17 protein-coding genes are annotated in these 22,844 nt (G+C 72.1%); 13 read left to right on the top strand and 4 right to left on the bottom strand.

Translation table 11 applies throughout. The annotated features are described in order from the left end of the window. A partial coding sequence (locus AB0I28_RS39155; RefSeq protein ID WP_357501204.1) for a hypothetical protein occupies nucleotides 1-197 on the top strand: 197 nt, incomplete at its 5' end. A gap of 1,595 nt (nucleotides 198-1,792) precedes the next feature. Here AB0I28_RS39155 and AB0I28_RS39150 read toward each other — a convergent pair. Then, nucleotides 1,793-2,455: an RraA family protein gene (locus AB0I28_RS39150; protein ID WP_357501203.1), complete on the bottom strand. Its 663-nt coding sequence runs from the start codon at nucleotides 2,453-2,455 to the stop codon at nucleotides 1,793-1,795. 83 nt (nucleotides 2,456-2,538) lie between these two features. On the opposite strand from AB0I28_RS39150, the gene AB0I28_RS39145 reads away from it, so the two are divergent. The 10 genes from AB0I28_RS39145 to AB0I28_RS39100 all read left to right on the top strand — a co-directional run bounded on the left by AB0I28_RS39145 (nucleotide 2,539) and on the right by AB0I28_RS39100 (nucleotide 14,678). Next, nucleotides 2,539-3,114, top strand: coding sequence for a TetR/AcrR family transcriptional regulator (locus AB0I28_RS39145; RefSeq protein ID WP_357501202.1), 576 nt, complete (start codon nucleotides 2,539-2,541; stop codon nucleotides 3,112-3,114). Continuing rightward, nucleotides 3,098-4,573 (top strand): nitrilase-related carbon-nitrogen hydrolase, encoded by a 1,476-nt coding sequence (locus AB0I28_RS39140; protein WP_357501201.1) that lies wholly within the window; start codon nucleotides 3,098-3,100, stop codon nucleotides 4,571-4,573. Before AB0I28_RS39145 ends, AB0I28_RS39140 begins: the two co-directional genes overlap by 17 nt. 31 nt (nucleotides 4,574-4,604) lie before the next feature. After that, nucleotides 4,605-5,480, top strand: coding sequence for a DUF5926 family protein (locus AB0I28_RS39135; RefSeq protein ID WP_357501200.1), 876 nt, complete (start codon nucleotides 4,605-4,607; stop codon nucleotides 5,478-5,480). A 90-nt stretch (nucleotides 5,481-5,570) separates the two neighbouring features. Next, on the top strand, nucleotides 5,571-6,560 hold the full coding sequence (locus AB0I28_RS39130) for a hypothetical protein (protein WP_357501199.1): 990 nt from the start codon (nucleotides 5,571-5,573) through the stop codon (nucleotides 6,558-6,560). A gap of 263 nt (nucleotides 6,561-6,823) precedes the next feature. Further along, nucleotides 6,824-8,092 carry a sugar ABC transporter substrate-binding protein gene (locus AB0I28_RS39125; protein WP_357501198.1) on the top strand — a complete coding sequence of 423 codons (1,269 nt, stop codon included), beginning with the start codon at nucleotides 6,824-6,826 and terminating at the stop codon, nucleotides 8,090-8,092. Between the two features lies 1 nt (nucleotide 8,093). Beyond that, the gene (locus tag AB0I28_RS39120; RefSeq protein ID WP_357501197.1) at nucleotides 8,094-9,020 is read left to right on the top strand and encodes a sugar ABC transporter permease; all 927 of its coding nucleotides are present in this window, start codon (nucleotides 8,094-8,096) and stop codon (nucleotides 9,018-9,020) included. Nucleotides 9,021-9,025: 5 nt separating this feature from the next. Continuing rightward, complete coding sequence (locus AB0I28_RS39115) at nucleotides 9,026-9,862, top strand: carbohydrate ABC transporter permease (protein WP_357501196.1); 837 nt, start codon at nucleotides 9,026-9,028, stop codon at nucleotides 9,860-9,862. A 26-nt stretch (nucleotides 9,863-9,888) separates the two neighbouring features. Next, entirely contained in the window at nucleotides 9,889-11,466 is a 1,578-nt protein-coding gene (locus AB0I28_RS39110) for a glucoamylase family protein (RefSeq protein WP_357501195.1), read from the top strand. 77 nt (nucleotides 11,467-11,543) lie between these two features. Then, nucleotides 11,544-13,382, top strand: coding sequence for a xylan 1,4-beta-xylosidase (locus AB0I28_RS39105; RefSeq protein ID WP_357501194.1), 1,839 nt, complete (start codon nucleotides 11,544-11,546; stop codon nucleotides 13,380-13,382). A gap of 96 nt (nucleotides 13,383-13,478) precedes the next feature. Then, a complete protein-coding gene (locus AB0I28_RS39100; protein WP_357501193.1) occupies nucleotides 13,479-14,678 on the top strand; it encodes a substrate-binding domain-containing protein in 1,200 nt (399 codons plus the stop codon). A gap of 31 nt (nucleotides 14,679-14,709) precedes the next feature. Here the strand turns inward: AB0I28_RS39100 and AB0I28_RS39095 are convergent, their stop codons facing one another. Next, a complete protein-coding gene (locus AB0I28_RS39095; RefSeq protein ID WP_357501192.1) occupies nucleotides 14,710-15,903 on the bottom strand; it encodes an arginine deiminase in 1,194 nt (397 codons plus the stop codon). Between the two features lie 62 nt (nucleotides 15,904-15,965). Between AB0I28_RS39095 and AB0I28_RS39090 the strand changes: the two genes are divergently transcribed. Next, entirely contained in the window at nucleotides 15,966-16,400 is a 435-nt protein-coding gene (locus AB0I28_RS39090; protein ID WP_357501191.1) for a hypothetical protein, read from the top strand. Nucleotide 16,401: 1 nt separating this feature from the next. On the opposite strand, the gene AB0I28_RS39085 is transcribed toward AB0I28_RS39090, so the two are convergent. After that, nucleotides 16,402-17,760: a glutamate-cysteine ligase family protein gene (locus AB0I28_RS39085; protein ID WP_357501190.1), complete on the bottom strand. Its 1,359-nt coding sequence runs from the start codon at nucleotides 17,758-17,760 to the stop codon at nucleotides 16,402-16,404. A 118-nt stretch (nucleotides 17,761-17,878) separates the two neighbouring features. Here AB0I28_RS39085 and AB0I28_RS39080 point away from each other — a divergent pair, with 118 nt between their 5' ends. Then, nucleotides 17,879-18,487: a hypothetical protein gene (locus tag AB0I28_RS39080; protein WP_357501189.1), complete on the top strand. Its 609-nt coding sequence runs from the start codon at nucleotides 17,879-17,881 to the stop codon at nucleotides 18,485-18,487. A 4-nt stretch (nucleotides 18,488-18,491) separates the two neighbouring features. On the opposite strand, the gene AB0I28_RS39075 is transcribed toward AB0I28_RS39080, so the two are convergent. Continuing rightward, complete coding sequence (locus AB0I28_RS39075; RefSeq protein ID WP_357501188.1) at nucleotides 18,492-21,428, bottom strand: AfsR/SARP family transcriptional regulator; 2,937 nt, start codon at nucleotides 21,426-21,428, stop codon at nucleotides 18,492-18,494. Nucleotides 21,429-22,844 lie beyond the last annotated feature (1,416 nt).

Below are 22,844 nucleotides of genomic sequence, written 5' to 3'. Positions count from 1 at the left end.
GCTGGCGGGCTGGCGGGCTGGCGGGCTGGCGGGCTGGCGGGCTGGCGGGCTGGCGGGCTGGCGGGCTGGCGGGCTGGCGGGCTGGCGGGCTGGCGAAGTCTTCCCGCCGGAGCCTTGTGGCACCACCCGGAGGTGAGTTCTTCGCCGGCGTCCAGGGCCGCGCCAAGGCCGTGAACCACCGGCTTCCCGGGCGCTGAAGGGCAGACGGGTCGAGCGAGCGGCCCGCGCCGCCACCGTGTCAGCGCCTGAGCGCGTCGTCCGCCTCCGATGTCTCCGGTTGCGCGCCCTCGCGACCGCTCCACAGCCCGCGCGCACCGCCCAGCGCCATCGCCCGACGTGGCGAGGCAGCGTGGACGCCATCGCCGCCCGCGATCTGACCGCCCGCTCGGCGACCGGCGCGAATACCGGCCACCGTTCGGTCACCCTGCCACCGCATCTTCGACCGAGCCGCCACCGCCGACGGCCGCAGCGCGCAGGGCGCTCGGAACTCGGTGGCTCGGGGCACGGTGGCTGGCGGCTCGGCGCTCGGCGCCTAGGCGGTACGGCGGCTGGGCGGCTCGGCGCTCGGCGCTCGGCGCTCGGCGCTCGGCGCTCGGCGCTCGGCGCCTAGGCGGTACGGCGGCTGGGCGGCTGGGCGGCTGGGCGGCTGGGCGGCTGCACGCAACTCGTCCCAGCGCAGGCGTGGGGGATCGCCAGAGCATCGCCGCGGCAGGCCGGGCGTGGAGGCCCGCGAAGTATCGTGCCATCCACCGGGAGCCTCGGCCGCACCTGCGACACGATGGGCGCGGCGCGTTGTCGATGTCCGGCGCGATGGGACACACCTCCACCGCCGCGCCGATTCCCGATGGCCAAGCGGGGCGAGCGAAGGCGTCCACCTGCCCATCGCGCCGCCGCACCGGACCGCCCACCGCCCCCTGCTGCCTCGCCGCCAGCCAGCTCTCGCTGATTCGGTACCGCGCCACCCGTCACTCGGTAACCGCCCCATCGGACAGCCGCCTCTCGCCAATTCGGCACCACGCCATCCTTCGCCCGGCGGCCGCCCCATCGGCCAGCCGTGCGGTCGTGCCTCTTCCTGCCGCGCTGCCCACCGTCAGCGGGTCTCCCGCCGCACTGCGCCGCCACGGCTCCAACGTTCCGGCCCTGCCGCCCTGCCGCCCTGCCGCCCAATCCACCCCACGCCCACCCCCGCCAGCGGTGACGCACCGATGGCACCGAAGCCAGTACCCCGTCCCTAACGTCCGTCACGACAAATGCAATCGACGCGATCGACCACAGGAGTGAACATGCGCACGACCTTCAAGACCCACCACCTTCAAGACCCTCGCCGCCGCCGCGATGGCGGGGTGCGCCGCGCTCGCCGTCGGCGTGGCCGCCGCGCCCGCGCAGGCGCAGGCGCACGACCCGGCCCGCGTGTCGGCACAGATCCGGGCCGCCGGGCCGGCATCACATCAGCGACCACTCGACGCTGACGGCCTGCCGCCAGAAGGGCGAGACCTACCTGGCCAAGGGCTGGGCGCTGCGCTACGAGTGCCGTCCCCTGTCGAGGGCTACTACGCGCTGTGGGTGTTCACCAACATCTAACACCGACGTGACATCGCGGCCCCGGCGCTCATCGGCGCCGGGGCCGCGCCGTCGCCCATCTGCGCGGCGAGCCACCCGGTCGCGGCCATCCCGAGGCATCCCACCCGCGCAGGGCGCATCCCCCGGCCGCGCCGGCCTCGCTTCCCACCCACGGCCGCCGCGCCGCGCTGCCACGCCGCCGCCCACCCACGGCCGCCGCGCCTCCCCGGCCTCACACCGTGAACCGCAGCCCCGTCTCCTCCCCCGCCTCCAGCTTCGCGGTGTGCTCGGCGGAGTTCAGCAGCTCTCCGATCGCCGCGCCCTCCTCGATGCGCGCGAGCACCTTCGTCTCCACGGCCGCGACCTGCTCGGCCCGTGTGACGACCTCCTCCGCCGTCGCCGGATCCATGACCAGGACGCCGTTCTCGTCGGCGAAGACGATGTCGCCGGGCGAGATCTCGGTGCCGCCGACCGTCACGGTCGCGCCGAGCTCCCCCAGCAGCCGCGTGGTCCCGGTCTTGGGGAACACATAGGTCGAGTACACCGGCAGCGGGCATCCGGCCACGTACCCGAGGTCGCGGTAGCCGCCGTCGAGCACGATCCCGGCGAGTCCTTTCGCCGCGGCGGCCTTGGCGAAGATCTCCCCGGCGTAGGCGAGGGGGTGCCGGCCGCCCTCGATGACCAGGACGTCGCCGGGCGCGGCGGCTTCGAGGGCGCGGACGACGCCGAAGTGGTCGCCGTCGCAGCGGACGGTGAACGCGGTGCCCAGCATCGCGGCGGCCGCGGAGCGCAGGGCGACCTCGGGAGCGATGACGCGGACGCTCTTGTCCGCGTCGGCGATGGCGGTCGTGTCGACGGCGCCCATGCGGGCGCGCAGTTCGGGCGTGAGACTCATGCGCCCATGATCGCGCGCCGGCATGGAGGGCCGCGGACAGCACAGGTCTACGCTGTATACCACTCTGGTGTACGGTGTAGACCATGACCGAGCAACCGACCGGCCACCGCATCGCCGCGGCGGCCCTGGCGATCCTCGTCGACGAGGGAGCCGAGGCCGTCACGATGCGCCGGGTCGCCACCGCCGCCGGGATCACCCCCATGGCGATCTACAAGCACTACCCGGATCGCCTGGCATTGCTGCGATCGGTCGCCGACGCCGCCTTCGGCGAGGTCGGCGGCACGTGGGGACGCGCCGGCGGCGACTTCCGGGCCCGCTTCGACGGCCTGCTCGACGACTTCCTCGACTTCGCCCTCGGCCAGCCCCACCTCTACGCCTTCCTGCTCACCGACCGCCGCGAGCAGGCCCGCCGCTTCCCGCAGGACTTCGGCCACGGCGCCTCGCCGCTCTACCGGCACGTCGTCAAGGCCGTCGAGGACGGCATGCGCGACGGAATCCTGCGCGCCGACGACCCCCTCGAAGTCGCGCTGTCGTTCACGTCGTCGACGCAGGGACTCGTCCAGCTCTACCTCGGCGGGCGCATCGGCCTGCCGGAGAAGGACTTCCGGGAACTCTGCCGCCGCACCGCATGGAGGATCTTCGATGGAATCAAAGCCTGACCGTCCGACGTGGACGAAACGCGTCCTTCCGCCGTTAACCGCGCTGGCCGCCTCGACCGCTCTCCTCTACCTCGGCACCGGCTTCCAGCCGATCTCGATCCTCACCTGGATCGCGCCCTTCCCCGTGCTCTGGCTGGCGACCCGCACGCGCACCGCCGTCGCCGTGCCCGTCGCGGGTCTCGCCTGGCTGCTCGGCTCGTCGAACGCCTGGAGCTACTACCTCGACTCCTACGACGTCCCCCTCCCCATCGCGATCAGCATCCTGCTCGGGTGCGCGACCCTGTTCGCCCTGACCGCCTGGCTCTTTCGCGCACTCGTCGTGCGAGGCCGGATCCTGCCGGCCGCCCTCGCCGCGCCCGCCCTGTGGACCGGCGCGAGCTTCCTCATCGGCAAGGCCAGCCCCGTCGGCGTCATCGGCCAGCTCATGACCACCCAGACCGACCTGCCCGCCGCACTCCAGCTCGCCTCGGTCACCGGCGGCTGGGGCGTCGAATACCTCGTCCTCTTCGTCCCGGCCGGCATCGCCGCCCTCCTCGCGCCGGACCTGGCCCGCCCCATGCGAATCCGCGCCGCCGCCGTCACCACCGCGATCCTCGTCCTCACCGTCGGCTTCGGCCTCGCCCGCATGAGCACCGGACCCGGCCCGGCCCGCACCGTCGCCCTCGTCGTCCACGCCGACTCCGCCTGGGCACCCGACGTCGCCACCACCGAAGGCGAACAGACCCTCGCCGCCTACGCCGCCCGGATCGCCGCGCTCCCAGCCGACGTGGACCTCGCCGTCCTCCCCGAAGGCGCCCTCGGCTCCCACGACACCACCCTCGCCGAACTCACCGGCCCCCTGTCGAAAGTCGCCACCGAACACGACATCGACATCGTCGTCGGCGTCATCCTCTTCGAAAACGACGGACCCGACGCCGGCGGCGCGAAGTACAACACCGCCATCGCCATCCCCGCCGACGGCCGGGCGCCCGCGATCTACCGGATGCACAACGCCAACACCAACGGCAGCGAACTCACCACGGGCACCGAACTCACCCACCTCCCCGGCGCCGGCACCCTCGCCCTCGGCGTCTGCCGCGACGTGAACTTCCCCGACCCCGCCGGCGCCTACGCCGAAGGCGGCGCCCGCATGTGGCTCCTGCCCGCGCGCGACGAGATCGGCAACTCCCGCCAGCACGCCATCGCCGGGACCATCCGAGCGATGGAGAACGGCATGTCGATGGCCTGGTCGGCCAAACTCGGCGTCCTCTTCCTCACCGACGCCTACGGCCGCATCCTCGGCGAGGCACTGGCCGACAGGTCCGGCGGCTTCGTCACCGTCGTCGCCGAACTGCCCGAAGGACCCGGCGCGACCTTCTACACGCGCACCGGCGACTGGTTCCCCTGGGCGTGCGCCGCGCTCGCCGCGGCGGCGTTCGCGCTGGTGTTCGCGCCCCGCAGGGACCGGTCGGGTGCATGAGCCGTCACGGGCTGGCCTAGGCTTGGTCGCCGTGAGCAAGCAGCGACGCAAGCAGAAGGCCCGCGAGCCGAAGCAGCGGGTCAAGGACATCTATGTGGCGCGCCCGTTCGAGGGCCTGCCCGACGAGGTGGAGTGGGTCGCGCTGCGCGAGCTCGTCCCGGCCGCCACCGCACCGCTCAAGCTGGCCGAGCCCTTCGCCACGCAGTACGCCGGGCGCGAGATCACCCTCGCGACGGTCCTGCCGCTGGCGTGGCCGGCGATGACCAAGCCCGACGGGCGCGTCCTGGTGGCGCTCCAGCGGCAGTTCCAGTCCGGCGACGTCAGCCGCGACATCGCCGCCTCGCTGATCGCGGCGCTGGAGACCGAGCCGGGCAAGACCGTCGGCGTCCCCACGCTGCCCGGTGAGGGCCCCAGGCTCCAGGACATGCTGGTGAACGAGCCGATCGACTTCACCCTGCACGACACCTTCGAGTTCTGGGTCGACGCCGACGCCTCCGACGACCCGCAGGTCAAGGCGAGCCTGGAGCGCGCCAACGCGTCGATCTACCCGACCCGCAAGGTCGCGGCGATGCCCGGTGCCTACTGGTGCGACGTGACCGACCGCTGCCACCTGCGCATCGTGCTGCCCGACGGCGAGTCCGCCGCGCTGGCGGCGCTGGCGCGTCTGTCGTCCGACGGCGGGCTGCGGCTGGGCATCGACACGAAGTTCGCGGGCATGTTCCGCGCGCACGGCGTCCTGGTCCCGGTGTGGGACCTGCCGCTGGGCGTCGAGGCCGAGGACTGCGAGGAGCCGGTGGCCGGCTTCGCCAAGCGCTACGCCGAGGCCCTTGCGGTCACCGAGCCGCTCGACACGGCCCAGCGCCGGGCGCGCGACGGGCTCATCGGCCGGCAGCTGACGCTGCGCTGAGGTTCGCCGAAGCGGGGCCGGGGAAGCCCGGCCCCGCTTCGGTAAGGTCGGGCGCACACCGTCCACAGTGACCTCACCGCGGAGTACGCCATGCCCCGGCACCATCTGCGCACGGCCACCGCCGCGCTCCTCACCTCCGCTTTACTCGCCGGGTGCTCCTCGGTACCGCCGCAGCTCAAGGCGCCGGTGGGGCTGTACTTCACGGCCGACGACGCCGACTGCGACGACGAGTCCTTCGCCGCGGGGGACGGGGAACTGATCGGGCCGCACTTCGCGATCGAGGTCTCGTGCGTCCGCTTCGCAGCGAGCCCCGCCGACCTCCGCAGCGGTGACGAGCGCCCGCTCCCCGCACCGCCGGGGTACGAGTACGCGGTGATCGAGTTCGCGTCCAGCCCGCCGGCCAGTCCCACCTGGGACGACCGTGAACCGGTCGCGTCGCTGGCCTTCGAAGAGTCGGAGACCGTCTTCGACGAACTTCCCGGGCACGGCGACACCGTCGTGGCCGTGGTTCCCAGTGAGGGTTCGGTGCTGCTGACCGTCGCCGACGAGGGGCGGGCGCAGGCCATCGACCTTCGCGAGCGCACGCGAGTGGACGCCGTCGACGGCTACTACCAGGGCGTCGAGGGCTCTCGGGACACTCCCGGCTACTCCATGCGCGCCGAGGGCGAGAGCGGCGGCTGGAAGGGCTGGTACGAGCTGGACGGCGACATCGTCGTCGCCCGGTCGTTGTGGAGCCCCGGTGCGGGCTGGGCCGCCGAGGGCCGCGCGGTGCTGACCGTGTCGGTGTGGTGGACGCGCCTGGACAAGGACATCGAGACCTACTTCGACCTGGATCCCAAGAGCTCCATGAAGATCAGCTCCGGTGGACAGCACTACTCGCCGGAAGAGATCGGCGAGGCCGACGCCAACGTGGCGGACATTCTGTTCTCCTACACCTACGACGTGCCGGCCGACGCCGTCGAGTTCGCGGTGAACTTCACCCCGCGCGGGAAGCTGACGATCACCGACGGGAACAGGCCGCTGAAGGTGACCAAGGCGCCGAAGGCGAACAAGTTCACGGTCGACTTCGGGCGGGAGTAGAACCGGCGCGGCCGGGGTAAGGCCTCATCGACGCCCGCTTCGACTCCGGACGCGCATCGCCTTGTGCCGCAACCGATCACGCCGCGTTCCCGCCCGTCACCCCCGATCGACACCACCCCCACTCACCCCTTGACGCGAGAGACACGCGTCACTAACATCCGTGAAACGAAGCGCTTACATACATTCGCCCCTCGTCGGCCGCCCCGATCCCCCTCGAACCTCGGCCCGGCGTCTCGGCGCTCGAACTCAAAGGAGATCCCTCGATGAGAGGCTGGATTCGGCCGGTCGCCGCGCTCGGGCTGGCAACCGCGATGCTCGCGGTGGCGGCGTGCGGGCGCGACGCGGACGGCACGCAGAACGAAGGGCCCGGCACGGCCGTCGGCGCAGGACCGGCCACCGGCGAGATCAACATCTGGGCCATGGGCGCCGAGGGCGAGAAGCTCTCCGCGCTGATCGAAGGCTTCACCAAGGACAACCCCGAGGCGACCGTCAAGGTCACCCCGATCCCCTGGGACGGCGCGCACGACAAGATCTCCACGGCCATCACCGCGGGCGAGACCCCCGACGTCGCGCTGATCGGCACCACGTGGATGGGCGAGTTCGCCCGCACCGGCGGCCTCGACCCGACCCCCGAGGACCTCATCAAGCCCGCCGACTTCTACCCCGGCGCCTGGGACACGACCGTCGTCGACGGCACCTCCTACGGCGTTCCCTGGTACGTGGAGACCCGGCTCTTCTACGTCAACAAGGAGGTCGCGGGCAAGGCGGGGATCACCGCCCCGCCGACGACCTGGGAGGACCTGAAGGCCGCCTTCGCGGCCATGCAGGACAAGGGCGGCGCGAAGTGGGGCGTCTCGCTCCAGCCCGGGGCGACCGGTTCGTGGCAGTCGGTGATGCCCTTCGTGTGGCAGAACGGCGGCACGGTCCAAAAGGAGGACGGCTCCTTCGACTTCGACAGTCCCGAGAGCGTCGCGGCGCTGGAGTACTACAAGTCCTTCTTCAGTGAGGGACTGTCCCCTTCGGACCTTCCGCAGGGCTCACTCGAACCCGAGTTCGTCAAGGGTGACATCGGGGCCTTCGTCTCCGGGCCCTGGCACATCGGGATCCTTGAGGAGCAGGGCGCGGCCGGCGAGTACGAGCTGTGGGGCATGCCCACCAAGCAGTCGGCGACGTCCTTTGTGGGCGGTGGGGATCTCGCGGTGTTCAAGGACGCCGCCAACCGCGAGGGTGCCTGGAAGTTCGTCTCCTACCTCTCGCGGCCCGACGTGCAGGCCACCTGGTTCCAGACCGTCGGCGACCTGCCCTCGGTCAAGTCGGCCTGGGACGACCCGGCGCTGAAGGAGAACCCGCTGCTGTCGGCCTTCGGCACGCAGCTCAACGACGCCAAGTCGCCGCCGACCATCTCGACCTGGGACCAGGTCGCGGCGGTCTTCGACGACAAGATGGAGGCGCTGATCAAGACCGGCATGACGCCGGCCGAGGCGGCCGCCGCCATCCAGGAGGAAGCGACCTCGATCGGCACCGGTGCCTGACATGACCGCGCGTCCCCAGGATGCGGCGCTTCGGCGGGGGCGGCGCGGCGCGCGCCTCCGCCGGGCGGTGGTCGGCTGGGGCTTCGTGTCCCCGTTCACGCTGCTGTTCGCGGTGTTCATGGCCGGGCCCGTACTGGTGTCGCTGGCGATGAGCTTCACCGACCTGCGCAGCGCCGACGTGCGCGACCCGCTCGGCGTGAACTTCGTCGGCCTCGACCAGTACGCCAAGGTCTTCGGCGATCCGCTGTTCCTCAAGGCCTCGGGCAACACGGCCTTCTTCGTCCTGTTCGGCGTGCCGCTGACCATGACGGCGGGCCTGGCGGTCGCGCTGGGCCTCAGCTCCGGCCTGACGAGGTTCCGCACGCTCTTCCGGGTCGGGTACTACCTTCCCGTCGTCACCAGCATCGTCGCCGTGTCGGTCGTGTGGCGCTTCCTGCTCCAGCCCGAGACGGGCCTGGTCAACAGCCTCCTGGCGCTCGTCGGCGTCGACGGCCCCAACTGGCTGGCCGACCCCGATCTGAGCCTGCCCTCGCTGGTGGTGATGGCGACCTGGCGCAACCTCGGCTTCCAGATGGTCGTCTTCCTCGCCGGACTCCAGGCGATCCCGCAGAACCTCTACGAGGCCGCGCGGCTCGACGGCGCCGGCGCCTGGCAGCAGTTCCGGCACGTCACGCTGCCCATGCTGCGCCCGACGATGCTGTTCGTCGCGGTCATCACGTCCATCGGCTACCTCCAGTTCTTCGAGGAGGCCTACGTGATGACGCAGGGCGGGCCGCTGAACTCGACATTGTCGGTCTCGTACCACATCTACAAGCAGTTCGGCTTCGGCAACTACAGCTACGCCTCGGCCATGAGCTACGTGCTGTTCGTGGCGATCGTCGCGCTGTCGCTGCTGTGGTTCCGGCTCCTCAAACGCAAGGAGCAGTGATCGCGATGGCCAAGGCGAGAACCCGCGACCGCGTCGCGCGGACCGTGCTGCACGTCGTCCTCGGTCTGGGGCTGCTGGCGATGGTCGGCCCGTTCCTGTGGATGCTGCTGTCCTCCTTCAAGTCCGAGGGCGAGATCCGCGAGGTCCCCCCGACCTGGTGGCCGCGCGACTTCGGCCTGACCAACTACACCGAGCTGTTCGACCGGCTGGCCTTTCCCACCTACTTCACCAACTCCGTCGTGGTCGCCGGCTCGGTCACGCTGGGAAACCTGGTGCTGTGCTCGGCGGCCGGCTACGCCCTGGCGAAGCTGCGCTTCCCCGGTCGCGGCGCCCTGCTGGGCCTGGTCCTGGGGACCGTCATGGTCCCCGGCATGGTGACCTTCGTGCCGCTGTTCGTGCTGGTCAGCAAGCTCGGCCTGACGAACACCTTCGCGGGGCTGATCCTGCCGTTCGTCGTCGGCGCCTTCGGTGTGTTCTTCATGCGGCAGTTCATCCTCTCGATCCCCGACGAGCTCATCGAGTCGGCCCGCATCGACGGCGCCGGCGAGGTCCGCATCTTCTGGCGGATCATCCTGCCGCTGTGCCGCCCGGCGCTGGCCACGCTGGGGATCTTGACCTTCCTCGGCTCCTGGAACAACTTCCTGTGGCCCCTGGTCATCGCGACCACCGAGGACAAGTACACGCTCCCGGTCGCGCTGGCGCTCTACAGCGTCGGCCAGAACGAGACCGACTACGGCCTGCTCCTGGCCGGTTCGGTGGTCGTCGTGGTGCCGGTGCTGATCGTCTTCGTCCTGCTCCAGCGCCACTTCGTGCGCGGTATCGCCACCACGGGCCTGAAATGACCACTTCCTTAGGAGAGGACCTCCCCATGAGACGACGGTCCGTACTCGCCATCGGCGGTGCTGCCGCCGCGGCCGCCGCCGCGCTGACCGCCGGCCCCGCCTCGGCCGCCGCCCGTCCCGAAGACCGTCCACTGTCGAGCGACCAGCGCCGCCTGCTCACCGGATACGCCCGCGACACCTGGCGTTCCATGGAGGCGATGGTCCACCCGGCGACCGGTCTGGCCGCCGACAACATCGGCGGCGAGCTGGCCGAGTCGACCCGCTCGGCGTACACCTCGCCGACCAACATCGGCTGTCTCATGTGGTCGGCGGTGGTGGCCCGCGAGCTGGGCGTCATCGACCGCCGCACCGCCCGCCGCCGGATCTCGGCGGTACTGGACACCCTGGCGCGGCTGGACCGGCACGAGTGCTCGGGCATGTACTACAACTGGTACGACCCGGCCACCGGCGCGGTCCTGCACACCTGGCCGGACAACGGAAACCCCGTCTACCCCTTCCTGTCCAGTGTGGACAACGCGTGGCTGGCGACGGCGCTGGTCGTCGTCGGCAACGACGATCCCTCGCTGCGTCCGCGCGCCGAGCGGCTGCTGTCGGGGATGGACTTCGGCTTCTACTACGACGAGGCCGCGCGCGGTCCCGACTTCGGCGCCGGGCTGATGCGCGGCGGCTTCTGGGTCGAGCAGCCGCCCGACCAGCCGGCCGCCGTCAAGGGCAACTACCGGGGCTGCGGGCCCGACGTCTGGTACACCGGGCACCACTACGGCACGCTCAACAGCGAGTCGCGGATGGCCAGTTACCTGGGGATCGCGCTCGGCCAGGTCCCGCCGGAGCACTACTTCGCGATGTGGCGGACCTTCGAGCCGGTCTGCGACTGGTCGTGGCAGGAGATGAAGCCCGAGGGCGACTACGCCACGCACCTGGGCATCCGGGTCTTCGAGGGCGCCTACACCTATCGCGGCCTCAAGGTCGTGCCCACGTGGGGCGGCTCGATGTTCGAGGCGCTGATGCCCGAACTGTTCGTGCCCGAGACCCGCTGGGGCGAGCGCAGCTGGGGCCGCAACCACCAGGTCTTCGTGCGCGGCCAGATCGCGCACGGGCTCGACGACGCGAAGTACGGCCACTGGGGCTTCTCGCCGTCCTCGGATCCCTTCGGCGGGTATCGCGAGTACGGCGTCGACGCGATGGGCCTCGACTCGGCCGGGTACACCTCCGACCGGGAGCGCACCACCGTCGACTACGGCTTCGCCGGCTGCCCCGACCGCGAGCCGAAGCCCGAACCGGCGTCCTACGGGGACGGTGTGGTGACACCGCACGCGGTGTTCCTCGCCCTCGGGCACGCCCGCTCTGACGCCCTGGCCCAGCTGGCGAAACTTCGCGCGGGCTTCGACTCCTACGGTCCCGGCGGCTTCTACGACGCCGTGGCCGTGCGCAGCGCGACCGTCGCCAAGCGGTACCTGGCACTCGATCAAGGCATGATCCTCGGCGCGCTGGGCAACGTCCTGGCGGGAGACGTGCTGCGCGACCGCTTCGCCGAGGGCCGCGCGGAACGCCGGTTGCGGCCGCTGCTCGGCCTGGAGACCTTCGGCGTGCCCGCCGCGCAGTGAGGAACCGCGCGGGGGCCGGGCACGGCCCCCGCGCAGTACAGCCCGTTGATCCCCTACCGGCTAAGGAATCGACCTCGATGCCCGAGCACACCGACACCGACCGCATCCGCGACGAGTGGGACGCGGCCGTGCGCCGCGAAGGCCGCTTCGTCGACCTGCCCGCACCCGCCCCGCCCACCGAGATCCGCGTGTCCGCAGGACGCGGGCAGGTCACCCTCGACTGGGAAACCGTCGACGGCGCGATCGGCTATCTGGTGCACCGCGCCGAATCCGCCGACGGGCCCTTCACGCCCCTCGACCACCTCGGCGGCGACGTCCTCGCCGTCCCGCACGGCCCCTACGCCGACACCAGCGGCGAACCCGGCCGGACGTACTGGTACGCCGTGGCATCGCTGGCCGACGTCGAGGTCGTCGGCGAGGTCGGCGCGGCCGTGCCCGCGACCTCGCTGGCGGAGGGCGACGGGCGGGTGCTCGTGTCCGTCGACGCCTCGGCCGAGACGGCACCGCTGCACCGCCCGTGGGTGCCGATGATCGGCGCCGAGCACCTCAGCCACATGCTGAGCACCGAGACCACCGGCGGCCGGCCCATCGGTGCCGAGCTGACCGAGGTGCTCTCGACCGTCCACAGGGAACTGGGTGTGCGCACGGTCCGCTCGCACGCGATCCTCTGCGACGACGTCGGCGTCTACCGCGAGGTCGACGGCGAGGCCGTGCACGACTTCTCCCGGGTCGGCGAGATCTACGACGCGTTGCTGGCCATCGGCCTTCGCCCGGTCGTCGAACTGTCGTTCATGCCCCGCGACCTGGCCTCCGACCCGTCGAAGAAGGTGTTCTTCTACGACGCGATCGTCTCCCCGCCGAAGGACTGGAACCGCTGGGCCGAACTGATCGGCGGGCTCGTCGAGTTCCTCGTCGACCGCTACGGCATCGACGAGGTGCGCGGGTGGGCGTTCGAGGTGTGGAACGAGGCGAACCTGGACGTCTTCTGGTCGGGCACCCGCGAGGAGTACCTGCGCCTCTACGAGGTCACCGCCCGCGCGGTCAAGGCCGTCGACGCGAGCCTGAAGGTCGGCGGACCCGGCTCGGCCGCCGCGGCCTGGACCGCCGACCTGCTCGACTACGCCGCCAAGACCGGCGCGCCCGTCGACTTCCTCTCGCCGCACACCTACGGCAGCGCGCCCCTGGACTTCCGGCCGATCGCCGAACGCTACGGCTACACCGATCTGGAACTGCTGTGGACCGAGTGGGGCGTCACGCCGACGCACTTCAACCCGGTCAACGACGACCCCTTCTCGGCGGCCTTCCTGCTGCGCGGCATGCGGTCGGCGGCCGGGCGCATCCACGCCCTGGCCTACTGGGTCGCCTCCGACCACTTCGAGGAACTGGGCCGGCCGCCGAAGCTCTTCCACGGCGGCTTCGGCCTGTTCACCGTCGGAAACCTGCGCAAGCCCCGCTACTGGGCCATGACCGCGCTGTCGCGACTCGGCGAGCGCGAGCTGGCGACCACTGTGGACGGTGATGGCGCGGGTTCGCTCGTCGAGGCCTGGACGGGCCGCCATACCGACGGCCGGATCGCGGTGCTGATCTGGAACGGCACCCTCGATCAGTCCAAAGTGGGTGGTCACGCGCCGCTGGACCGTACGGTCCGCGTCGAGCTGACGGGCCTCGACGCCGGCGCCTACTGGGTCGAGCACTCCCGTGTCGACGCCGGGCATTCCAACATCGCGGCGGTGTGGGAGGCCGCCGGTGGTGGAGACTGGCCCGAGGAGACGCAATGGGAGCAACTGCGCAAAGCCAATGTCCTCGACCGCGCCGAACCCGACACCGACGTGCCGGCGGTCGGGGGCGCGATCACGCGGGAGTTCACCCTGCCGATGCCGGGGTTCTCGCTCATCGAACTGACACCCGTGGGGTGAGTCGAAGGCCGGGCGGGGGAGCTTCCCGCCCGGTCCCAGGGCAGGTCCCGGGCGCGTAGCCTGGGCGGGATCAGCGGAAACGACGGGGTGTTCGGGGTGGACGAAGAAGTCCGGGGCGGCGACGCGCGCCCACAGATGCGACGGCGGCCGACGGTGTACCAGGTCGCCGAGAAGGCCGGCGTCTCGATCGCCACGGTGTCGAGGGCGCTGCGCGGTGACGGGTCGGTCGCCGCGGCGACCCGGCAGCGCGTCCTCGACGCCGCCGAACTGCTCGCGCGTGAGCAGGACGACGCCGACACCGGACGCAAGCGCCCCACGGTGTACCAGGTCGCCGAGAAGGCGGGCGTGTCCATCGCCACCGTGTCGAGGGCCCTGCGCGACGACGGGACGGTGGCGGCCAAGACCCGGCAGCGGGTGCTCGACGCCGTCGCCGAGCTGAACTGGTCGCCGAGCCGTACCGCCATGGCCTTGGCCGGCGTCGCCCACGACACCGTCGCGATCGTCTTCCCCGACCTGTCGGGGCCCTACTACGCCAACGTGATCGCCGGTTTCGAGTCGGAGGTCGTCGACCGGGGTAGCGCCGTGATGGTGCTGGCCACTCACGGGCGCCAGGCGTCGGCGCAGATGGTGCGCGACCTGTCGACCCGCGTCGACGGGCTGGTGATCATGGATCAGACCATTCCCGACAAGGTCGTCGGGGAGATCGCCGCCGACGTGGCCGTCGTGCTGCTGGCCAGGCCGTCGCTGCCGGGGATCGCCAGCGTCCGCACGGAGAACACCGACTCCGCCCGGGAACTCACCGCGCACGTCCTGTGGCACGGCCGACGGCGGCTGAGGTTCCTCGGCGACCCCGACCTCTCCCCGGACGTGAGGGACCGGTGGCTGGGCTTCGAGGCCGCCCACGAAGAGCTCGGGCTGAAGCCCGCGCCCCCGCTCCGCAGCACCGGCCTGTACCCCGAACAGGGCTATCTCGCCGCCCTTCCCGTGCTGCGGGAAGGGGAGGTCGACGCCTTCGTCTGCGCCAACGACGAACTCGCCTCCGGCGTGTACCGAGCCGCCGGGGAGACCGGCCGGACCATCCCCGGCGACCTCGCCGTGACCGGCTTCGACGACGTGGCCATCGCCTCCCACCTCACGCCGACGCTGACGACGGTGCGGCAGCCGCTGAGGGCGCTGGGCGCGGCGGCGGGCGCGCTGCTGTTCGGGCAGATGGAGAGCGGACAGGCGGCGAGCGAGGTGCTGGCGACGGAGATGGTGATCCGGGAGAGTTGTGGGTGCACGCTGGTGGTGGTGTGAGGGGGCGGGTGGGCGATGGTCGGAGGACCCCCTACCCCTCCACCCCATCCCGATCGATCGGACACGACATGCACCGCGGCCCGCCCCTGCCCGACCCCAGCTCCGACCCGCTGATCGCGATGACCTCGATCCCCGCCTCCATCAGCCGCTCGTTCGTCTCCACGTTCCGCTCGTACGCGACGCACAACCGCGGCCCCACCGCCAGCGTGTTGTTCCCGTCGTCCCACTGCTCGCGCTCGGCCGTCACGGGGTCGAGCCCGGTGTCGATCACCCGCACCGCCTCGACGCCCATCGCCGCCGCGGCCGCCTTCAGGAACGGCTGCGGCCCCGTCACGCGCGGGTCCTCGCCGTCATCGGTGATCGTGTAGGCCACCAGCGCGTCGGCCACGTTGGGGTACATCACCATCGCGTCGACGTCGACCATCGTGCACACCGTGTCGAGGTGCATCGTCGCCCGCTCCTGCGCGATCGGCACGGCCAGCACCGTGTGCGCGAGCTTCCCCGCGAAGATCCTCCGCGCGAGCCGCTCGGCCCCCGCCGGCGTCGTGCGCTCCCCGACTCCCACGGCCACGACTCCCGGCGCCAGCAGCAGCACGTCGCCGCCTTCGACCGACTCCAGCCCGGGCTCGTAGAGGTGCGTGGTCCCCGCGAAGCGGGGGTGGTGGCGGTAGATCAGTCCCGTCAGCGTCGTCTCCCGGCGCCGGGCGGGCATCGCCAGGCTCGTCACGGCGACCTGCTCGCCGATCCACACCGAGGAGTCGCGCGTGAACAGCAGGTTCGGCAGCGGGTCGATGACGAAGTCGTGCCGGTCCATCATCTGGTAGGCCAGTCCGGTGCCCGTCCGCAGTTCCTCGTGGGCGAGGCCGGCCATCAGCACGGTCGCCAGGCCCTCGCCGTCGAGGTTGTCCAGGTGCGAGCGCACGGCTCCGCGCAGCGTCTGGCCGAGGCGCTCGTCGGCCAGCACTCCTTCGACGGCCGCTTCGCGGGCGTCGGCGACGGCGAGCGTCTCGGTGAGCAGGTCGCCCAGGTAGAGGACCTCGACTCCCCGTCCGCGCAGCGCCTCGGCGAAGGCGTCGTGCTCCTCCTGGGCACGGCCGACCCATGGAATGCCGTCAAAGAGGAGCGAGTCGTTGTTGCGCGGGGTGAGCCTTTTGAGCTCCGGCCCTGGACGGTGCAGCATGACCGTGCGCAGCCAACCGACTTCGCTGTCGACGTGATGACCCATGTCAGGGAGACTAGTCCCAGAGCGCGGTCGCCCACCCCCAGGTCGGCCGGAGAGGAGTGGCAATGCCTTTCGTCGAGCTGACCCTGTCGGGTGACGACGAGTCCGTCGAAGCCGACGGCGCGGTGCTCGAGCGGTGGGCGAACGCCGTGCGCGGGGCGGGTGACCCGTGCCTGCTGCTGGACGCGCGGGGCCTCATCGAGGCGACCTCCCCGGAGGGCCGCAACCTGCTCGGCCTGCCCGAGGGCATCGACAAGGCCGGGCGCGGCCTCATCGACGGCCTCGTCCGCCTGGTCGACTTCACGGTGCAGCAGGGCTCGCTGGCCGACTGGGAGCTGGAGCGCATCCCGCCGCTCCAGGCGCTCAGTTCGGGCGCGCTGGCGCGCGGGCTGCTGCGCATCGCGGTCCACCAGACCGTGTACACATTGGACGCCGTTTCGACGCCGCTGCGCTCGGGCGACCACCTGTGCGGGTCGCTGACCTTCTTCAACCGGTGCTGATCTAACGGATCCGGTGCGCCCGCACGTACTCGGCCGGCGACTGGCCGAACTCACCGCGCCAGCGCGCCAGACCCCGCTCGGCGGAGGTCTTGCCGGTGCGCACGACGTTCCACAGCGGCGACAGCAGCCTCGGCGTTCCCGGAGCCTCGGCGCCCGCGCGCACGCGGGCCGCGAGGCCGCGCTCGGAGAGGGCGAGCAGTTCCCGGCACAGGTCGCCGGCCGAGCGGTCGCCGACCTTGGCCTTGAGGCCGTGGGTGGTGACCTGCACGGCGGTGGCCTGGAGGTCGGCGTGGCTGAGGCCGGCGAGCAGGTCGAGGGCGGCCAGGCGCGAGGGGCGGTGGTAGAGCAGGCCGCTCCAGAACGCCGGGACCGTGCCGATCTGGCGCCAGAACGGGCCGTCGCAGATGCGGATCTCCAGGGTGTTGCGGACGCGGACGTAGGGCCACAGCTGGTCGAGGTGGGCGTCCCAGTCGCCGGCGTTGGGGAAGGTGCCGTCGCCGAAACCGGTCGCGAGCGCCTCGGCGAAGGCGATGTCGGGCGCGGGGATGTAGCCCTCGCCCTCCTCGCGGAAGATCATCGGGTGGGTCAGCGCCCAGTCGACGATCTCGTCGACGGTCGGGGGGCTGCTCACCGCGAAGGGGAGGATGCCGAAGCGGTCGGTGTCGGTGTGCTGGATCGCCTGGAGGCGCTTGGACAGGTAGCCCTCGAAGCCGCCCGACTCCAGCGGCGAGTTGGCGAACATCGCCGCCACGACCGGTGAGGCGAGGTTGATGGCCCACAGCTTCTCGGCGAGGTCGTCCTCGTCGAGGTAGTCGAGGGTGACCTGTGTCGACAGGGTCAGCCCCATCGACGCCGAGATCAGCCCGGGATGCTCGCCGCCCTCGAGGAAGTGGTGGCGCATGATCGCCAGGCGGCCCTTGGGCACCCAGGGGATGTTCTCCGGCGGTGTGAAGGGCAGGTATCCGCCCGACAGCACGGCGGCGTTCATCGTCGCGGCGACGCGCGCGGCCTGCCGCAGACGGCGGCCGGTGTGCGCGACGGCCGCGTCGACTCCATTGTGGACGGAGGAGGAGTACTCCAGGGCGCCGCCCATCTCCAGCGAGAACCGGTCCCCGGCGCCGAAGTCGACGGCCAAGGGGTTGCCGTCCTCGGCGACGACCGTCGCGCGTTCGCCGAACTGCTCGGCGTCCTCGGCGATCGCGGTGATCAGCGCACCGGTCCCGTTCGGTCCTTCGTAGGGCAGGCTGCGGCCGGTCTCGGCGTCGACGAGCCCGGCCTCGACTTCGAGGCCGACGCGCTCGCCGTCGGTTCCGGTGAATGGGGCGCGGAGTCCGGCGCGGTCCAGTGTCATCGTCGGCATGAAAGGTCTGTACCCACAACGCGCGCCTCCTACCCCCACTGGCCTGGACCGACATCGGCGTCACCGAGCCGTTACCTTCGGTCCGTACTCTCGATCCCGCGAGTACGAAGGGGATCCGATGCGGGTGAAGGCGATGGCGGCCGTGATGGCCCTCACAGTGATGCTGTCCGGCTGCGGTGACGGGGGTCTCAGCGCCGAGGAGCGCGCCGAGTACGAGTCGAGGGCGGCCGTGATGGGCGTCTCCCTCGACTACATCTACGTCACCGAGTCCGAGGGTTACTCACAGGCCACCGGTGGCGGTGCGGGCCCGTACGCCGGCAACGGCTTCAGCGATCACTACGCCGACGCGAGCGGACTCTTCTTCCAGCTCATCGTCGACGACGACCCCGAACTCACCGACGACTCCTGCCCTGCGCTCCCCGTCGCGGGCGTGGGGACCTCGGCCGCGGTGACGTGCACCCGCGACGGCGAGGGCTGGTACCGCGTCAGCGGCGCCCAGCACGAGTACGCCGAGAACCGCGACGGCCTCGTCATCCGCGCCGACGCGGTGACCGCCGTGCCCGCCGGGGACCTGCGCCAAGCGGTGGAGAACGCGCGCCCCGCGACCCCCGAAGAGCTCGACGCGATGCTGCCGGAATGCGTGAGCTCGTGCGGCGTCGTGCCACGCGGCGACCTCCCTCCCGGTGGCGACATGCCGCCGCAAGACCCGCCCAACAAGGGCGGCTGAGGGGTCACACCGGCCCGCGCCAGCCTTCCTCGAACTCGCCGACGATCCGCGCGATCTCCGCCGAGGCCTCCCGCGCCCCGGCCTCGCGGCCGGAGGCCGACCGCACCTCCGCGAGCACGTCGAGCGCCTCGACCTGCCGCACGAACGCGGCGAGCTCCCCGTACCCGCTCGCCGAGCGCGTCGCGTGCTCCTCGGCGGCGTCCCCGTCGCCGAGTCCGAGGTGCGCGCGGGCGACGGCGAGGTCGAAGTCGGCGCGGTCGAGGCGGGGCGTCTTGGGCCACGCGCGCTCGACGGCGGCCAGCAGGTCGAGGGCGTTGCCGGGCTCGCCGATGGCGGTGTAGGCGTTGGCCAGTTCGAGTTCGGGCCGCAGGAGCACCATGTGCTCCTGGTGGAGGATGCGCCGGCACGCCTGGATCTCGTCGAGGGCCTCGGCGGCGCGGCCGAGGCGTCGCAGGGCGATCGAGCGGTAGAGGTGGACGCGCGTCTCGATGACGCGGTTGCCCGTCGCGAGCGCGTGCGCGCGGGTCTCCCCGGCCTTGGTGAGCAGGTCGTCGTTGCGCCAGCTGCTGAGCAGGATCCAGACGCGCAGGTTGCCCATGCGCTCCGGCGGGACTGGGTCGCCCGACGCGGCTGCGGCGGCCTCGGCGGCGTCGAGGTGGCGTGCGGCCGTGGCGAAGCGTCCGAGGGTGGCGCAGATGTAGGCGAGGTTGGAGCCGTTGGTGACCTGGAGGCGTGCGTGGCCGGCGGCGGCGGCCAGGTCGGCGGCGCGGCCGATCCACTCGGCGGCGATGCGGTGGTCCCGGTCGGCCATCCGCAGGCCGAGGCCGCTGCGGGAGCCGATCTGCTCGTCGGGGCCGAGCCCGGCCGACAGGTCGACGGCCCGGCGCTGGAGTTCCAGGCAGGCGTCGGCGTCGCCCGCGGCGGCCGCGACGCTCGACAGCAGCATCGTCATCGCGTAGACGCCGAGGTCGTCGCCGTCGCGCTCGGCCTGCGCCATGGCCTTGCCGGCCGCCGCCCGGCAGCGGGTGACGAAGCGCCCGGCATTGGTGGCGGTGGCGAGCCTGCGCACCAGCCGCCACAGCGCGCGGTGCCCGTCGAGGGCCTCCAGGGCGGCGAAGATGTTGATCTCCTCGTCGACGTCCTCGTCGAAGCGGCGCGCGTGGTGGAACTCGATGAGGCCCTCGACGGCCTCGTCGCGTTGCGCCTCGGTGAGTTCGGCCGACGCGCGGGCGGTGGCGTGCAGGCGGACGAGGTCGTGCATCCGGTGGCGGCCGGGTTTGTCCTGCTCGATGAGGTGCCGGGTCGCCAGCCGCCGCAGGGATCGGCGCGCCGTCTCGGGCGCGAGGCCGGAGACCGTGACGATCAGTTCCTCACCGAAGTCCTCGCCCGGCACGGCGCCCAAGCGCGCGAACAGGCCGCGGGTATCGGCGTCGAGAGTGGCCAGGGAATGGTCGAGGGCCGCGGTGACCGCCGCGTCGGCGTCACCGTCGACGGCCAGCAGGGCCAGCCGGTCGCGGCCCTCCAGTTCGGCGACGTACGAGGCGATCCGGCCGCGCAGGCCGCCCGCGAGGTTCGCGGCGGCGACCCGCAGGGCCAGCGGCAGATCGCCGCACAGGCGGGCGAGCGCGTCGACGGCCTCCCTCTCGGGTTCGTCGCCCAGAAGCCGCCGCAACAGCAGCACCGACTCCTCACGCGGCAGCACGTCGAGGGCGACCACACGGACGTCGTTGACCGCGACGAGCCCGGGAAGCTTGTCGCGACTGGTGATCACGGTGAAGCAGCCGTCGCCGGGCAGCAGCGGCCGCACCTGCTCGGCCGTGCCGGCGTTGTCGAGGACGACGAGCATCCGGCGGCCGCTCGTGCGGGCCCGGAAGAGCTCGGCGGCGGCGTCCACCTCGTCGGGGACCTCGTCACCGGCGACGCCGAGGGCGAGAAGCAGCCGCCCCAACGCCTCCCGGGCCGCGACGGTCTCACCGCGATCGAAGCCGCGCAGGTTGATGTAGAGACACCCGCCCGGAAACTCGGACCGGTGCGCATGTCCCCAATGGACGGCCAGAGCGGTCTTCCCCGCCCCCGCATGCCCCGTGAGAAGCACCGGTGCCCGCGACCCCGCCAACGCCGACAACGCGGCGAGCTGCGCCTCCCGGCCGGTGAAGCTGCCGATCCCGCCGGGCAACATCGCCGGAACCGGCCCGGCCGCCACTGTCTCCGATCCCAAGACCAGCCCCGGATCCTGTCCCAGGATGCGCACGTGCAAGTCCCGCAACTCCGGCGACGGGTCGGCCCCGAACTCGTCGCGAAGCCGCACCCTCGTCCTCTCGAACCACCTCAGCGCCTCCGCCGACCTCCCCGAGCGGTAGAGCGCGAGCATCAAGTGCGCCACCAACGGTTCGGCGAGCGACTCGCCCACCACATGGGCGGCCAGCTCGTCGACCACCGCCGCGTGGTTGCCGGCGCCCAGTTCGGCGGCATAGCGGCCGTCCAGCCACCCCCGCCGCTCCTGCGCGAAGGCCGCACGGAACTCGCCCGCCCAGCGCCCCGGCACGCCCGCCAGCACCTCGCCCCGCACCGAGTCGCACACCTGTCGCCACAAAGCCAGGTCGCCCGACTCCGCCGCCTTCACCGCCAGCAGACGCAAGCGGTGCACGTCGACCACTTCCGGCGCGGCATCGAGGAAGTAGCCGTGCGACCCCGCCCGGTGAATCGCCAGGCCCGCGCGCTTCAAGTCGGCGCGCAGACGCGCGATGTAGCTGTACAGCGCACTCGTCACCGTCTCCGGCGGCGCCCCGTCCCACACCCCGTCGATCAGGTCCGCCTGGGACACCGGAACCCCCGGCCGCGACGCCAGAAGGGCCAGGACACAGGCCCGCTTCGACGCGGTGATCCGCACCGGCCCACCGGCGGTGTCGATGGTGACGGGACCGATCAGGCTGATGGGCACGGGCGGCTCCTCTGACGCGACGGCATCGATTCGGGCGCCCAACGGCGCACCGGGAAGCCTCCACGACCGGCCACTTCGAGCAACCCGCCGACGCGCTCCCCACCCCCGGCACACCTCCCCGCCCGGCGGGCCGGGCCCCGCCGAAGGCATAAGCGTCCACACGGGACGCCCGGTGCGGGCAGACGCGTGCGCCGCACAAGGACACGGTAGCCCGCCGACGGCGCGGGGGTGGGGGCGTGGAGGTGGGGGTGGGGAGCGGGCTGGGGGTGAGGGGTGAGGGGGGTGGGCACTGGGGCGAGCGCGGGGAGGGCGTGGGGGCGAGGGGTGAGGGGTGTGTGCGCCGAGGGGTGGCGGCGAAGGGGGCGTGGGGTGGTGTGCGGGGGCGTGAGATTGGGGCAGCGGGGGTGGGGAGGTGGGAAACGGGCGAGGCGGAGGCGTGGGGCGTGGCCGCGTGGGAAGGCTGCTCCGCGCCGAGGCGAGCGCGGGGTGAAGGTGCGGGAGCGAAGAGCCGGCGAGGTGCCGGAGAGGAAGCGGCCCCGGGGTGGGTGGACCGCAGGAGCGAGAAGCGTGGGGGTTCGGCGAGGGATGAGGCGGGATGGAAGTGAGGGCACACGGGTGGAGGTGATTCATGGCGGAGGACAAGCCGACACCGGTAAGCGCGGGGTGAAGGTGCGGGAGCGAAGAAGTGGCGAGATAGGGGTGTCAACGGCGGCGCGGGTGACGTGGGGAGGCGGCGGCCAGCGAGGGATGAGGTGCGGGATGGAGGTGGGAACCCGTGAAGGCGGGAATGGGACTAGCGAGGGCCGGTGGGCGCGGGTGGCGGCACAAAGGTGGGGGCGCGTGCGGGCGGGGACGGCTGGAAAGTAGGGCAGGCGGCAGACGACTACCGCAATGGGAAGCAACGAGGGTGACGGGAGCAGAGCAGGCCGCCGGGGGTGCGAGACCAGGTCGCGAAAGCGTGGGGCGCGGGGGTGGCGTGGGCGAGGTGCGGGGGCTGGGAGTCGGGCCGGCGGGGACGGGTTGGGAGCGCCGGAGTGGAGATGGCGAGGGTTCGCAGGCGGAGCGAAGCGGGAGGCGAGGAGACGAGGCGTTGGGAAGGCCGAACCGTCTCGTGCGCGGCTGATGGCCGAACCAGCCCGTGTGCGGCTGCTGGCCGAACCAGCCCGTGTGCGGCTGGTGGCCGAGCCAGCTCGTGCGCGGCTGACGGCCGAACCACCCTGCGAGCGGCTGACGCCCGCACCATCCCGCGTGCGGCTGGTGGTCGGACCGTCTCGTGCGCGGCTGTTGGCCGGACCGACTCGTGTGCCGCTGCCGCCTCCGCCTTCGGCGTCCGCGAGCCGTGCGAAGCACGGCAGAAACCAGACCTGGAGGTGTGTTTCCGTCGGTCGGCCGGTGATTGGACCTACCTGGGGGTTC

Source organism: Phytomonospora sp. NPDC050363, assembly GCF_040655735.1.
GTDB lineage: Bacteria > Actinomycetota > Actinomycetes > Mycobacteriales > Micromonosporaceae > Phytomonospora.
Note: the sequence above shows the minus strand (reverse complement) of the source record. Positions and strands in the feature narration are given on the sequence as shown.